Annotated in this window: 12 protein-coding genes; 2 read left to right on the top strand and 10 right to left on the bottom strand. The window is 61.7% G+C overall.

The window, feature by feature from the left end:
* Nucleotides 1–111: 111 nt before the first annotated feature.
* The 4 genes from HX851_RS41000 to HX851_RS40985 are packed head-to-tail and all read right to left on the bottom strand — an operon-like array spanning nucleotide 112 to nucleotide 3,553.
* Complete coding sequence (locus HX851_RS41000) at nucleotides 112–1,269, bottom strand: osmoprotectant ABC transporter ATP-binding protein OsmV (RefSeq protein WP_177063653.1); 1,158 nt, start codon at nucleotides 1,267–1,269, stop codon at nucleotides 112–114.
* Nucleotides 1,266–1,919, bottom strand: coding sequence for an ABC transporter permease (locus HX851_RS40995; protein ID WP_177063652.1), 654 nt, complete (start codon nucleotides 1,917–1,919; stop codon nucleotides 1,266–1,268). Before HX851_RS40995 ends, HX851_RS41000 begins: the two co-directional genes overlap by 4 nt.
* Before the next feature lie 9 nt (nucleotides 1,920–1,928).
* Nucleotides 1,929–2,822: a glycine betaine ABC transporter substrate-binding protein gene (locus HX851_RS40990; RefSeq protein ID WP_177063651.1), complete on the bottom strand. Its 894-nt coding sequence runs from the start codon at nucleotides 2,820–2,822 to the stop codon at nucleotides 1,929–1,931.
* A 14-nt stretch (nucleotides 2,823–2,836) separates the two neighbouring features.
* A complete protein-coding gene (locus HX851_RS40985; protein ID WP_177065967.1) occupies nucleotides 2,837–3,553 on the bottom strand; it encodes an ABC transporter permease in 717 nt (238 codons plus the stop codon).
* A 339-nt stretch (nucleotides 3,554–3,892) separates the two neighbouring features.
* On the opposite strand from HX851_RS40985, the gene HX851_RS40980 reads away from it, so the two are divergent.
* Together HX851_RS40980 and HX851_RS40975 are read left to right on the top strand one after the other, a co-directional pair.
* Nucleotides 3,893–5,476, top strand: a complete 1,584-nt coding sequence (locus HX851_RS40980; protein ID WP_177063649.1) for a peptide chain release factor 3 — start codon at nucleotides 3,893–3,895, stop codon at nucleotides 5,474–5,476.
* Nucleotides 5,477–5,734: 258 nt separating this feature from the next.
* Nucleotides 5,735–5,998 carry a hypothetical protein gene (locus tag HX851_RS40975; protein ID WP_177063648.1) on the top strand — a complete coding sequence of 88 codons (264 nt, stop codon included), beginning with the start codon at nucleotides 5,735–5,737 and terminating at the stop codon, nucleotides 5,996–5,998.
* A 115-nt stretch (nucleotides 5,999–6,113) separates the two neighbouring features.
* On the opposite strand, the gene HX851_RS40970 is transcribed toward HX851_RS40975, so the two are convergent.
* The 6 genes from HX851_RS40970 to HX851_RS40945 form a co-directional block, all read right to left on the bottom strand.
* Nucleotides 6,114–7,082, bottom strand: a complete 969-nt coding sequence (locus HX851_RS40970) for a peptide ABC transporter ATP-binding protein (protein WP_177063647.1) — start codon at nucleotides 7,080–7,082, stop codon at nucleotides 6,114–6,116.
* A complete protein-coding gene (locus tag HX851_RS40965) occupies nucleotides 7,082–8,050 on the bottom strand; it encodes an ABC transporter ATP-binding protein (RefSeq protein ID WP_177065966.1) in 969 nt (322 codons plus the stop codon). Before HX851_RS40965 ends, HX851_RS40970 begins: the two co-directional genes overlap by 1 nt.
* 10 nt (nucleotides 8,051–8,060) lie before the next feature.
* Complete coding sequence (locus tag HX851_RS40960) at nucleotides 8,061–8,972, bottom strand: ABC transporter permease subunit (protein WP_177063645.1); 912 nt, start codon at nucleotides 8,970–8,972, stop codon at nucleotides 8,061–8,063.
* 10 nt (nucleotides 8,973–8,982) lie between these two features.
* On the bottom strand, nucleotides 8,983–9,993 hold the full coding sequence (locus HX851_RS40955) for an ABC transporter permease subunit (RefSeq protein WP_177063644.1): 1,011 nt from the start codon (nucleotides 9,991–9,993) through the stop codon (nucleotides 8,983–8,985).
* 75 nt (nucleotides 9,994–10,068) lie between these two features.
* Complete coding sequence (locus tag HX851_RS40950) at nucleotides 10,069–11,664, bottom strand: ABC transporter substrate-binding protein (protein ID WP_177063643.1); 1,596 nt, start codon at nucleotides 11,662–11,664, stop codon at nucleotides 10,069–10,071.
* Nucleotides 11,665–11,741: 77 nt separating this feature from the next.
* Nucleotides 11,742–13,145: an OprD family porin gene (locus HX851_RS40945; RefSeq protein WP_177063642.1), complete on the bottom strand. Its 1,404-nt coding sequence runs from the start codon at nucleotides 13,143–13,145 to the stop codon at nucleotides 11,742–11,744.
* Between the last annotated feature and the right edge of the window lie 151 nt (nucleotides 13,146–13,296).

The raw sequence follows: 13,296 nt of genomic DNA, 5'->3' as shown, positions 1-13,296 counted from the left end.
CAAGGGCCTCATCGCTGGCAATCCAGGCTCCTACAGGTTGCGTGTCGTGTGCAGTATCTGCGTTCGGCAGCGTCTCCCTGTGGGAGCCGGCTTGCCGGCGATGGTGGCCTGTCAGACCGCGGCCATCTCGGCAGGCGACACAATACTGGTCTTGGCCCCCCGGGAGCGTCCGGAACTCAGGTAGGCGGCTATCGACTCCTGGGTCACCTCGCCGAGGAACACCCGCTCGGCGTCCATCACCGGCAGCCATGAACGGTTGAACTCGTACATCCGCGACAACAGGATGCGCAGGTGTTCGTCGTAGGCCGCGGTTGCATTGAACTCGCGCAGGTACTGCCCGCAGTCGCCGGCCTGGCGATGCAGGTCGCGGCGGCGGACATAACCCAACGCCTTGTTGCCGGCGTCGGTCACCACCACGTAGCGGCGGTCGTGTTCGTCCATCAGTTCCAGTGCGTCGGCCACCGGGGTTTGCGGGCTCACCGACGGGGCGTTGTCCGCAGCGTCCTCGGCCTTGACCAGCAACAGGCGCTTGAGGGTGCTGTCCTGGCCGACGAAGTTGCTGACGAAATCATCCGCCGGGTGGGCCAGCAGAGTGTCCGGATGGTCGATCTGCAGCAGCTTGCCGGCACGGAAGATGGCGATCTTGTCACCCAGCTTGATGGCTTCGTCGATGTCGTGGCTGACCATGATCACCGTCTTGTTCAGCGCGCGCTGCATCTCGAAGAACTCGTTCTGGATCATCTCGCGATTGATCGGATCGACCGCGCCAAACGGCTCGTCCATCAGCAACAGCGGGGCATCGGCGGCCAGGGCGCGGATCACGCCGATACGCTGCTGCTGACCTCCGGACAGTTCGCGCGGATAACGGTGCAAATACTGCTTGGGCTCCAGCTTGATCATGCTCATCAACTCGCGAGCGCGGTCGTGGCATTTCTGCTTGTCCCAGCCGAGCAGTTTCGGCACGACCACAATGTTTTCCTCGATGGTCATGTTGGGGAACAGGCCGATCTGCTGGATCACATAGCCGATATTGCGGCGCAGGGTCACTTCGTCCAGGCCCGTGGTGTCTTCGCCGTTGATCAGGATCCTGCCCGAGGTGGGCTTGATCAGGCGGTTGATCATTTTCAGCGTGGTGCTCTTGCCGCAACCCGAAGGGCCGAGGAATACGCAAATCTCGCCTTCGTTGACGGTCAGGCTGACGGAGTCGACGGCGGTGATGGTCTTGCCGTTGCTTTGGAAGGTCTTGGTCAGGTTTTGGAGTTCGATCATTTGAGCAGTCCTTTTGGAGTCAGCGAGCGTTGCAGCCATTGCAGGAGCAGGTCGGCGGCGATGGCCAGGACACTGACCAGCACGGCACCGACGATCAGCATCGACATGTCACTGCGGCTGATGGCAGCCAGGATGAGTACGCCCAGGCCGCCGGCACCGATGGTGGCGGCGATGGTCATGACGCCGATGTTCATCACCACGGCGGTGCGTACGCCAGCGAGGATCACCGGCACCGCAATCGGCAGTTCGACCATGCGCAGGCGCTGGCCGAAGGTCATGCCTATGCCCCGGGCGGCTTCGCGGATGCCCGGCTCGACGCCGGTCAGGGCGAGGTAGGTGTTGCGCATGATCGGCAGCAGCGAATAGAGGAACACCGCAGTGATCGCCGGCAGCGGCCCGAGGCCCTGGCCGAATTTCGAATAGAACGGCAGCAGCAGGCCGAACAGGGCAATCGACGGCACGGTCAGCAGCACCGTGGCACTGGCCTGCAGGGGACCGGCCAACGCCGGGAAGCGGGTCATCAGCACACCCAGGGGCACGCCGGCGACAATCGCCAGGGTCACGGCAATACCGACCAGGGTGATGTGTTGCCCGGTCAGATGCAGGACCAGTGGCCAGTCCAGGTGGGAAAAGGCGTTCAGGAATTCCATGTCTTCTCCTCAGTGGATGGGGTGTTGGCGCAGGAAATCGGCGGCCACGGCGGACGGGCTCTGGTGATCGACGTCGACCCGGGCATTGAGCTGGCGCATGGTGTCGTCGTCGAACAGTTCCGCCAGTGGCTTGAGGTCGGCGGCCAGTTGCGGGTGGGCGTCGAGGTAGGCCTGGCGCACCACGGGAGCGGCGGTGTAGTCCGGGAAGTAGTGACGATCGTCCTCCAGCAGCTTGAGCTTGAAGGCGTTCAGGCGACCGTCGGTGGTGTAGACCAGCCCGGCGAACACCTGGCCATTGCGCAGCGCGGTATAGACCAGGCCGGCATCCATCTGGCGAATGTTCTGGCGCGTCAGGTTCATGCCGTACAGCTTGACCATGCCGTCCAGACCGTCGGAGCGGTTGGCGAACTCGGTGTCGAGGGCCACCAGGTGGCGCTCTTTCGCCTCGGCGGCGAGCACCGTGGTCAGTTGGCTGATGGTGTTGATCTGCGGGTACTGTTGCGCGATCTTCTGCGGCAGGGCCAGGGCGTAGGTGTTGCTGAACTTCGATGGTGTGAGCCAGACCAGGCCTTTTTTCGCGTCGAGTTCCTTGACCCGTGCGTAGGACTGTTCGCTGTCGAGTTTTTCGGTCACATGGTTGTAGGCCACCAGTGACACCCCGGTGTATTCCCAGAGCATGTCCAGTTGCCCGCTTTCGTGGGCGCTGCGGGCCAGGTTGCTGCCCAATCCACCGGTGACCCGGGTGTCATAGCCCTTGGTACGCAGGTATTGCGAGGTGATTTCCGCAAGCAGGGTTTGCTCGGTGAACACCCGGGCGCCAATACGGATCACGGGTTTTTCCGCGGCCTGGGCCCATCCTGCGAACAGCAGGGCACAGCCTAGAAACAAGCAGATTCTTTTCATGGTTTTTCCTTTGCTCAGGCGGGCCGCAGGCCGCGTTCCAGCCAGAGGCGGCTGGCCAGTGTCACCAGGCCATCAAGCAGCAGCGCCAGCAGGGCGGTACACGCCGCGCCGAGGATCAATTGCGGCTGATTGTTCAGGGCAATGCCGGGGAAGATCAGGCTGCCCAGGCTGTTGGCGCCGATCAGGAACGCCAGCGGCGCGGTGCCGACGTTGATCGCCAGGGCCACCCGCACACCACCGACGATGATCGGCACGGCATTGGGCAGCTCGACCCGCCAGAGCACCTGGCGCGGGGTCATGCCGATGCCGACGGCGGCTTCCTTGAGGGAGCTCTCGACGTTTTTCAGGCCTTCGTAGGTGTTGCGCACGATGGGCAGCAGGGAAGCGAGGAACAGGGCCAGGATCGCCGGACCCGCGCCGATGCCGAGGATCCCCAGGGCAATCGCCAGTACCGCCAGGGGCGGGACGGTGTTACCGATATTGAACACCTGCATGAAGCGTTCGGCGCGGCCGGCCATGGCCGGTCGGCTGAGGAAAATGCCGGCGGGAATCCCGACGACAAGGGCGGCGAACATCGACGCCAGTACCAGGTAAAGGTGAGCTTGCAGGTAGAACCACAAGTCGTCTCGGTAGTACTCGATAGTGCTGATGCCGATCCAGTGGATCAGCAGGGCCAGGAGGACGATGACGACCGCTCCTCCGATAAGCCCTTGGCCATAGCGATTAGCCACAGATGGACTCCTTTTTTTCAGTCGGCAGACAGTTTTCCGTGAGGCGAGGCCATGCCCGGCTTCTGGAAAAGTGTTCGCGAAAAGCAGCTGTCGCCATGCCGGAAACACAACATGGGAAAGCCATAAGCGCCGCCTTCGTCAGGCTAACTTGCTGATTTTTCTACACCTGACGAAAGGTCATGGCAGGGGAATGGACGCCTGTGCGCTTGAAAAGGTTCCGCAATTAATTGCATTTGGCCATCTCGCGGCCTGCCGGGCGACAGGCCAGCGGTGGCCGCTGGGGTCGGCTTTGGTCTATAATCGGCGCCCTTTTTTGAATCACCTGTCAGGCGATTTCCCATGACCAACCAGGCCGCCGAAGTCGCGAAACGCCGCACCTTCGCCATTATTTCCCACCCGGATGCGGGTAAGACCACCATCACCGAAAAGCTGTTGCTGATGGGCAAGGCGATTGCGGTGGCGGGCACGGTGAAATCGCGCAAGTCCGATCGCCATGCCACCTCCGACTGGATGGAGATGGAGAAGCAGCGTGGTATTTCCATTACCACCTCGGTCATGCAGTTCCCCTACCGGGACCACATGGTCAACCTGCTCGACACCCCGGGTCACGAAGACTTTTCCGAAGACACCTACCGGACCCTGACCGCCGTGGACTCGGCGCTGATGGTGCTCGACGGCGGCAAGGGCGTAGAGCCGCGGACCATCGCCCTGATGGATGTCTGCCGCCTGCGTGACACGCCGATCGTCAGCTTTATCAACAAGCTCGACCGCGATATCCGCGACCCGATCGAACTGCTCGACGAGATCGAGGCGGTCCTGAAGATCAAGGCGGCGCCCATCACCTGGCCGATTGGTTGCTACCGCGACTTCAAGGGTGTCTACCACCTGGCCGATGACTACATCATTGTCTACACCGCCGGTCATGGTCATGAGCGTACCGAGGTGAAGATCATCGAGAAACTCGACTCGGACGAAGCCCGTGCGCATCTGGGTGACGAGTACGAGCGCTTCATCGAACAGCTTGAACTGGTGCAGGGCGCTTGCCACGAGTTCGACCAGCAGGAATTCCTCGACGGCCAGTTGACCCCGGTATTCTTCGGCACCGCGCTGGGCAACTTCGGTGTCGACCATGTGCTCGACGCGGTGGTCGATTGGGCGCCGAAGCCGCTGGCCCGTGTCGCCAACGAGCGTACGGTCGAGCCGGTGGAAGATAAATTCTCCGGTTTCGTGTTCAAGATCCAGGCGAACATGGACCCCAAGCACCGCGACCGTATCGCCTTCATGCGCATCTGCTCCGGCAAGTACGACAAGGGCATGAAGATGCGTCACGTGCGTACCGGCAAGGACGTACGGATCGGCGACGCGCTGACGTTCTTCTCTTCCGAGCGTGAACAACTGGAAGAGGCCTACGCCGGCGACATCATCGGCCTGCACAACCACGGTACCATCCAGATCGGCGACACCTTCACCGAAGGCGAGGCCCTGGGCTTTACCGGTATCCCGCACTTCGCCCCGGAACTGTTCCGTCGCGTACGCCTGCGCGATCCGCTCAAGTCCAAGCAACTGCGCCAGGGCCTGCAGCAGTTGGCGGAAGAGGGCGCGACCCAGGTGTTCTTTCCGGAGCGCAGCAACGACATCATCCTCGGCGCCGTCGGTGTGCTGCAGTTCGATGTGGTCGCCAGCCGCCTGAAAGAAGAATACAAGGTCGAATGCTCCTACGAGCCGATCACCGTGTATTCGGCACGCTGGATCGATTGCGGCGATAAGAAGAAGCTGGAAGAGTTCAAGATCAAGGCCGTGGAAAACCTCGCTATCGACGGCGGCGGCCACCTGACCTACCTGGCGCCGACCCGCGTCAACCTGGCACTGATGGAAGAGCGCTGGCCGGATGTGAAATTCCGCGCCACCCGTGAGCACCACTGATTGTCATAGACGAACGTAAAGTGCTCCAGCCGAAAACCCTGCTGCTCGCCAGCGGGGTTTTTTATGGGCGGCTGAAGGTGCCATAGGCTTTCCAGTTCTGATGATTAGTCGGAATTGTTCTAAGAGGTGCTGGAAAGTTTCATGTAGCCAGCATGGAAAAAGTTCGTCGACGGGACTAGGTTCAGACAAAGCTGGCGCAGGTTCTGCGAGCCGGCGCTCAGGCACTCGCGACTTACCTATAGAAGGACTGGATCGACGATGAAAATCTTTCAACGCATTGTGTTGCTGCTCAAGGTGCTGGTGATGCTGTCACTCGGCACGACGGCAGCCTGGGCCAGCACGAGCCCGCCCCAGGCCCATGGTTTGTGGGGAGCGAACAGTGTCCAGGGCAGTGGTCTGATGGTCGCCAAGTCTGATGCCGAACCCGGTGACGAGGATCAGGGCGGTAGCAAGGGCGACGATGACTCCACCACCAAGGAGCCTGATAGCGACGAAGATGACGATGGTGACAGCGATACTTGATCGATCAGGACCGGAAATGAAAAAGCCCTTTCTGCCGGATCGATGCGCAATCTGACGGAAAGGGCTGGATTTTCAGCGCCCTCGCTTATTCAGGAGGGCGCTTTTTTGTTGCCGGTCAGAGGAACTGTTCGGCGTAGTGGCAGGCGACCTGGCGAGTATCCACCTGACGCAGCTCCGGCAGTTCGGTGGCGCAACGCTCGGTCGCGTAAGGGCAGCGTTTGTGGAAGGCGCAGCCACTGGGCGGGTTGAGCGGGTTGGGCAGTTCGCCGACGATCTTGATCTTCGGCTTCAGCGGGTCCGGGTGAATGGTCGGGGTCGCCGACAGCAAGGCCTGGGTATATGGGTGCAGGGGACGGGTGTAAATGTCCTCTTTCGGGCCCATTTCCGCAGGTCGGCCGAGGTACATCACCAGCACCTGGTCCGCCACATGGCGCACTACCGCCAGGTTGTGGGAGATGAACACGTAGGCGGTATTGAACTCCTGCTGCAGGTCCATGAACAGGTTCAGCACCTGGGCCTGGATGGACACGTCGAGGGCCGACGTCGGTTCGTCCGCCACCAGCACCTTGGGTTGCAGCATCATCGCCCGGGCGAGGGCGATCCGCTGGCGCTGGCCACCGGAGAACATGTGCGGGTAACGCTGGTAATGTTCAGGGCGTAAACCGACCTGGCGCATCATCGCCTGCACTTTCTCGCGGCGCTCGGTGGCCGACAGGTTGGTGTTGATCAGCAGCGGTTCGCCAAGCTGGTCACCGATCTTCTGCCGTGGGTTGAGCGACGCGTAGGGGCTCTGGAAGACCATCTGCACATCTTTGCGCAGTTGCTTGCGCTCGGCCTTGTTGGCGCCGTTGACTTCCTGGCCGGCGATCTTCAGCGAGCCGGAAGACGGCTCCTCGATCAGCGTCAGGGCGCGGGCCAGGGTGGACTTGCCACACCCGGACTCGCCGACCACGGCCAGGGTCTTGCCGGCTTCCAGTTCGAACGACACGCCGTTGAGGGCGCGCACCAGCGCATGGCCCTTGAACAGGCCGCGGGAGACTTCGTAGTGACGGGTGAGGTCGCGGGCGGTGAGAACGACGGCCATTACGCCACCTCCTGGTTCAGCGGGTAGAAGCAACGGGCGAGGCTATTGGTTTTCGGGTCCAGCCCCGGACGCTGCTGGCGGCAGCTCTCTTGCACGTACGGGCAGCGCGGCGACAGCAGGCAACCCAGCGGGCGGTCGTAGCGGCCGGGAACGATGCCCGGCAGGGTCGACAGGCGCTCGGCACCGAGGCTGTGTTCCGGAATCGCCTTGAGCAGCGCTTCGCTGTAGGGGTGCGCCGGAACCTCGAACAGGCCCGGGACCTGGCCGACTTCCACCGCCTGCCCGGCGTACATCACACAGACCCGCTGGGCGGTTTCGGCGACGACCGCGAGGTCGTGGGTGATCAGCACCAGACCCATGTTCTGCTCTTGTTGCAGGTTGAGCAGCAATTCCATGATCTGCGCCTGGATGGTGACGTCCAGGGCGGTGGTCGGTTCATCGGCGATCAGCAGTTTCGGCTCGCCGGCAATGGCCATGGCAATCGCCACGCGTTGGCTCATACCGCCCGACAGTTGGTGCGGGTAGGCATCCATCCGACTGGCCGCACCCGGGATCTCGACTTTTTCCAGCAGTTCGATGGCCCGCTTGCGGGCTTGTTTGCTGGACATCTTCAGGTGCAGGCGCAGGACTTCCTCGATCTGGAAGCCTACGGTGTAGCTGGGATTCAGTGCCGTCATCGGGTCCTGGAAAACCATCGCCAGGTCCTTGCCGACAATCTGCCGGCGCTGGCGGGCATTGAGCTTGAGCATGTCCTTGCCGTCGAAGCGCAGGGCGTCGGCGGTGACGATGCCGGGATGCTCGATCAGGCCCATCAGCGCCATCATGGTCACGGATTTACCCGAACCCGACTCGCCAACGATGGCCAGGACTTCGCCCTTGTCCACGGCCAGGTCGAGGCCGTCGACTACCGGAACGGCGGTCTTGTCGCCGAAGCGGACATTGAGATTCTTGATTTCTAGCAATGACATGGGAATCTCCTCAGGCGGCATTCTTGAGTTTCGGGTCCAGCGCATCGCGCAGGCCGTCGCCCATCAGGTTGATTGCCAGCACGCTGAGCAAAATGGTCAGGCCGGGCAGGCTGACGACCCACCAGGCGCGTTCGATGTAGTCGCGGGCCGAGGCCAGCATGGTGCCCCACTCAGGGGTCGGCGGTTGGACGCCGAGACCGAGGAAGCCCAGGGCGGCGGCATCGAGGATCGCCGAGGAGAAGCTCAGTGTGGCCTGGACGATCAGCGGTGCCATGCAGTTGGGCAGCACGGTGATGAACATCAGGCGCGGCAGGCCGGCCCCGGCCAGGCGGGCGGCGGTCACATAGTCACGGTTCAGCTCGCCCATGACCGCGGCGCGGGTCAGGCGCACGTAGGACGGCAGCGAGACGATGGCGATGGCGATCACGGTGTTGATCAGGCCAGGGCCGAGGATGGCGACGATCGCCACGGCCAGCAGCAGCGAAGGCAGGGCGAGCATGATGTCCATCAAGCGCATGATGGTCGGCCCGAGGATACGCGGGAAGAAGCCGGCCAGCAGGCCCATCAGGATCCCGGGAATCAGCGACATCACCACCGAGGACAGGCCGATCAGCAGCGACAGGCGCGAGCCCTGGATCAGTCGCGACAGCAGGTCGCGGCCCAGTTCATCGGTGCCCAGCAGGAACTGGGTCTGGCCGCCTTCGAGCCAGGACGGCGGGGTGAGCAGGAAGTCGCGGAACTGCTCGCTCGGATCGTGCGGCGAGACCCAGGGGGCGAAAATCGCGCAGAAGACCACCAGCAGCATGAACAGCAGGCCGGCGACGGCACCTTTGTTCTTGGCGAAAGCCTGCCAGAATTCTTTGTACGGTGATGGATACAGCAGGCTTTGATCGACTGCTACAGAGGAAGTTGGAGTGCTCATGTATGGGATCTCAGCGCTGGTGGCGGATACGTGGGTTGGCAAAGCCGTAGAGGATATCCACCACGAAGTTGACCAGGATCACGATGCAGGCAATCAACAGGATGCCGTTTTGCACCACCGGGTAGTCCCGGGCGCCGATGGCTTCGATCAGCCATTTGCCGATGCCGGGCCAGGAGAAAATGGTTTCGGTGAGGACCGCGCCGGCCAGCAGCGTGCCGACCTGCAGGCCCATGACCGTCAGCACCGGGATCAGCGCGTTGCGCAGGCCGTGCACGAATACCACGCGGGCCGGTGACAGGCCCTTGGCGCGAGCGGTACGGATGTAGTCCTCACGCAAGACTTCGAGCATCGAGGAGCGGGTCATCCGGGCGATCACCGCCAGTGGAATGGTGCCCAGCACGATGGACGGTAGGATCATGTGGTGCAACGCATCCCAGAACGCGTCCGGCTGGTCGCTGAGCAGGGTGTCGATCAGCATGAAGCCGGTTTTCGGCTCGATGTCGTAGAGCAGGTCGATTCGTCCGGAAACCGGGGTCCAACCCAGGCTGACGGAGAAGAACATGATCAGGATCAGGCCCCACCAGAAGATCGGCATCGAGTATCCCGCGAGGGAGATGCCCATGACCCCATGGTCGAACAGCGATCCCCGCTTGAGCGCCGCGATGACGCCGGCCAGCAGGCCGAAGACGCCGGCGAACAGCAAGGCGGCCATGGACAGCTCCAGGGTCGCCGGGAAGAGGGCGGTGAATTCGGTCCACACGCTGGTGCGCGTGCGCAGGGATTCACCGAGGTCGCCATGGGCGAGTTTGCCCACGTAGTCGATGTATTGCGCGTAAAGCGGCTTGTTCAGACCGAGGCGTTCCATCGCCTGGGCATGCATTTCCGGGTCGACCCGGCGCTCGCCCATCATGACTTCAACGGGGTCGCCAGGGATCATGCGAATCAACGCGAAGGTCAACAGTGTGATGCCGAAAAACGTGGGGATCAGTAACCCCAGTCGGCGGGCAATAAAACTAAACATCTTGTGGTGTACCTCATCAGCCGGTTAGGCGTGCCGGTCGCTCCCCGGGGTTCGGGTGGCGACCGGCGTATTTTTCTACTTCACCTGGGTCGTGGCGAAGTTATTGGTGGACAGCGGGTTAATGTGATAACCCTCTACGTTCTTGCGCATGGCGGTAAACATCTTGGGATGCGCCTGGTCGACCCACACTACTTGGTTGTGCAGGATTTCCAGGGCTTTCTCATAGAGTGCGGCGCGTTCGGCAGGGGCAGTCTTGGCACGGGCCTGCTCGATCAGCGTCTGGAACTGCTGGTTGCACCAGCGGCTGTAGTTTTCGCCGTTTTTGGCGGCTTCGCAACTCATTAGCGGGGTCAGGAAGTTATCCGGGTCGCCGTTGTCGCCACTCCAGCCGGCCGAAACCAGGTCATGTTCGCCTTTTTTCGCACGCTTGAGCATCTCCGCCCATTCCATGACGCGGATATCGATCTTGATGCCGACCTTGGCCAGGTCCGACTGGATCAACTGTGCGCCCAGTTGCGGGTTCGGGTTGGTCGGGCCACCGCCGTTGCGAGTGTACAGGGTGAAGACCGTACCTTCAGGCACGCCGGCTTCCTTGAGCAGGGCGCGGGCCTTGTCCAGGTTCACCGCCGGGTTCTTCAGTTTGTCGTTGTAGCCCAGCAGGGTCGGCGGGTAGGGGTTGACCGCCGCGATGGCGTTGCCCTTGCCGTACAGGGTGTCGACGTAGGTCTGCTTGTCCAGGGCCAGTTCGATGGCCTGGCGCACCCGTACATCGCTCAGGTACTTGTGCTCGGTATTGATGGCGGTGTAGCCGGTGGCCATGGCCGCCATGCTGACGACCTGCAGGTTCGGGTCGGCCTGGATGCTCGGCACGTCATCCGGTTTCGGGTACAACGCCACCTGGCACTCATTGGCCTTGAGCTTCTGCAGCCGGGTGTTGTTGTCCAGGGTGATGGCGAAGATCAGCGCTTCGGCCGGCGGCTTGCCACGGAAGTAGTCCGGGTTGGCCTTGTAGCGGACCTGCGCATCCTTGGCATAACGCTGGAAGATAAACGGACCGGTACCGATCGGCTTGGCGTTCAGGTCATCCATCTTGCCGGACTTGAGCAACTGGTCGGCGTACTCGGCGGATTGGATCGAGGTGAAGGCCATGCCCAGGTCGAGCAGGAAGGGGGCTTCGGGCCGGGACAGGGTGAACCTGACGGTCAGGTCGTCGACTTTTTCGACACTCTTGAGCAGGTTCTGGAAGTCCATGCTTTCAAAATACGGGAAGCCGACGGTGGATTGCTTGTGCCAGGGGTGATTCGGGTCCAACTGGCGCTGGAAACTCCAGATCACGTCGTCGGCATTCAGCGCGCGGGTCGGTTTGAAGTAGTCGGTGCTGTGGAACTTGACGTCTTTGCGCAGGTGGAACGTGTACTGCAGGCCGTCGGGACTGATCTCCCAGCTTTCGGCCAGGGCCGGCTGGATCTCGGCGGTGCCCGGCTTGAAGTCCACCAGGCGGTTGAACACGGTTTCAGCCGCCGCGTCAGAGGTGACGGCGGTGGTGTAGAGCGCCGGATCGAAACCTTCTGGACTGGCTTCGGTGCAGACCACCAAGGGTTTTGCCGAAACGCCGATGGCAGCAGTCAGCAAGGTGGCTGCGATAGCCGCTCGCAAGGGAAGCATCTTCATATAAACCCTCCGTAATCAAATGAGCCAGATTAGTCGTTAAGGCCGATTCGTCGAATCGGCCCTGACGTCGTTACGTCTTAAAGAATCTTGAATGGAATGGTGGTGACCAGACGGAACTCGTTGAGGTTGCCGTCAGCCTGTTGCGCGCTGGCGCGGTGAGTGGTGTAGGTCGCACGGATGGCGGTGGCCTTCAGCGGGCCGCTTTGCACCGCGTAGGAGGCACCGATGCCGTATTCCTGGTGCTTCTCGCCGTCCATCAGGCGCAGGTCGCTGCGTTTCACTCCCGCTTCGCCGTAGGCGGTGCCGGTGTAGTGGGTACCGTCGATGCCCCAGCCGCGGGAGCTGTAGACGTTGAACTTCAGGCCTGGCACGCCGTATTCGGCCATGTTGATGCCGTAGGCGATCTGGAAGGACTTCTCGTTGGGTCCGTTGAAGTCCGACAGCAGGGAGTTGGCCAGGTAGATGCCGTTGGTTTCATGCAGGTAGTCGAAGTACTCGTTACCGTTCACCTGCTGATAGGAGAAGGTCAGGCTGTGGGCCTGGTGGGTCAGGCCGAGCGACAGCGAGTAGGTGTCGTTGTCGATTTCACCCATCTTCTTTTTGCCGGTGTCGACGGTCTTGTAGTAGTTGAAACCGGTGGTCAGGCCCAGTACCGACGTGTCGCCCAGGTCATGGGTGAAGCCCGCGTAGTACTGGTTCCAGAAGTCTTCGACCTTGGCGGCGTAGAGGCTGGTCTTCAGGCTCTTGAACGGCTGGTAGGTCATGCCGGCGGTGTTGACGTGGTCGGTTTCCGCGCCGTTGCTGCCGTATTCGCTGCGGAATTTCGACAGGCTCTGCTCGGTCCGTGGCGATACACGGTCGAAGGTGCCCAGGTCGAAGGCCATGTTGCTGAGCTCTTCGCTATGGAGGCTCACACCTTCGAAGCTGGAAGGCAGGGCACGGTTGCCGATGTTATCGACAATCGGTGTGCTGAAGTTCTGGCGACCGGCGGTCAGGGTGGTGTTGGAGACGCGGGCCTGGACGTTGGCCAGACCCAGCTTGCTCCATTGGCCTACGGCATCGCCGTCGCTGTGGGTCAGGGTACGGTTGGAACCGCCGGCCATGTCCTTGCGGTCACGGTCCAGGGCGATAGCGTTATAGGCCGCCACTTCGGTCTTGAAACCCACGGTGCCCTGGGTGAAGCCCGAGCTGTAGTTCAGGATGGTGCCCTGGACCCAGTTGATGCGGCGAGAGGTTGGCGTCGGGGTGGTGCCACCCTTCTTGTAGGAGAAGCTGTCATCACGGCGCTTCAGTTCGTTGGCGTACCAGTTACGGGTCGTGCCGCCCAGGCTCTGGCCATCGATAAAGCCCTTGGCTTCACTCTGGGCATTGCCGGTATTGATGCCGGTCGGAATGAAATCCTGGCTCTGGGATTCCGCATGGGCCACCAGGGTGGCGCTACTGATTGCTAAGGCTAACAACGCTTTTTGAGAGAGTTTCAACGTACAGCTCCTTTTTCTTTCTTTTTGAAATGCCGGTCTTTTTGGGTGATCCGGCTATTGTGGTGAACTCTGTTTTTGCTTTCGCAAACGTTTGCTGGGCAGCAATTCGCCGAATTTCGGCTGCAAGATTGCGTGAGGGCGAAATTCGCCC

Origin of the sequence: Pseudomonas gingeri (genome assembly GCF_013385635.1) — a bacterium.
In the GTDB taxonomy this organism is placed as follows: Bacteria; Pseudomonadota; Gammaproteobacteria; order Pseudomonadales; family Pseudomonadaceae; genus Aquipseudomonas; species Aquipseudomonas gingeri_A.
The sequence above is the reverse complement of the archived record's forward strand: the minus strand, read 5'-3'. Positions and strand labels throughout refer to the sequence as shown.

Excerpts from the sequence above, each read along its gene's own strand:
- HX851_RS40960 (WP_177063645.1), bottom strand. The coding sequence starts at position 8,972 with ATGAGCACTCCAACTTCCTCTGTAGCAGTCGATCAAAGCCTGCTGTAT.
- HX851_RS40955 (WP_177063644.1), bottom strand. The coding sequence starts at position 9,993 with ATGTTTAGTTTTATTGCCCGCCGACTGGGGTTACTGATCCCCACGTTT.
- HX851_RS40970 (WP_177063647.1), bottom strand. The coding sequence starts at position 7,082 with ATGGCCGTCGTTCTCACCGCCCGCGACCTCACCCGTCACTACGAAGTC.
- HX851_RS40995 (WP_177063652.1), bottom strand. The coding sequence starts at position 1,919 with ATGGAATTCCTGAACGCCTTTTCCCACCTGGACTGGCCACTGGTCCTG.
- HX851_RS40975 (WP_177063648.1), top strand. The coding sequence starts at position 5,735 with ATGAAAATCTTTCAACGCATTGTGTTGCTGCTCAAGGTGCTGGTGATG.
- HX851_RS40980 (WP_177063649.1), top strand. The coding sequence starts at position 3,893 with ATGACCAACCAGGCCGCCGAAGTCGCGAAACGCCGCACCTTCGCCATT.
- HX851_RS41000 (WP_177063653.1), bottom strand. The coding sequence starts at position 1,269 with ATGATCGAACTCCAAAACCTGACCAAGACCTTCCAAAGCAACGGCAAG.
- HX851_RS40990 (WP_177063651.1), bottom strand. The coding sequence starts at position 2,822 with ATGAAAAGAATCTGCTTGTTTCTAGGCTGTGCCCTGCTGTTCGCAGGA.
- HX851_RS40965 (WP_177065966.1), bottom strand. The coding sequence starts at position 8,050 with ATGTCATTGCTAGAAATCAAGAATCTCAATGTCCGCTTCGGCGACAAG.
- HX851_RS40950 (WP_177063643.1), bottom strand. The coding sequence starts at position 11,664 with ATGAAGATGCTTCCCTTGCGAGCGGCTATCGCAGCCACCTTGCTGACT.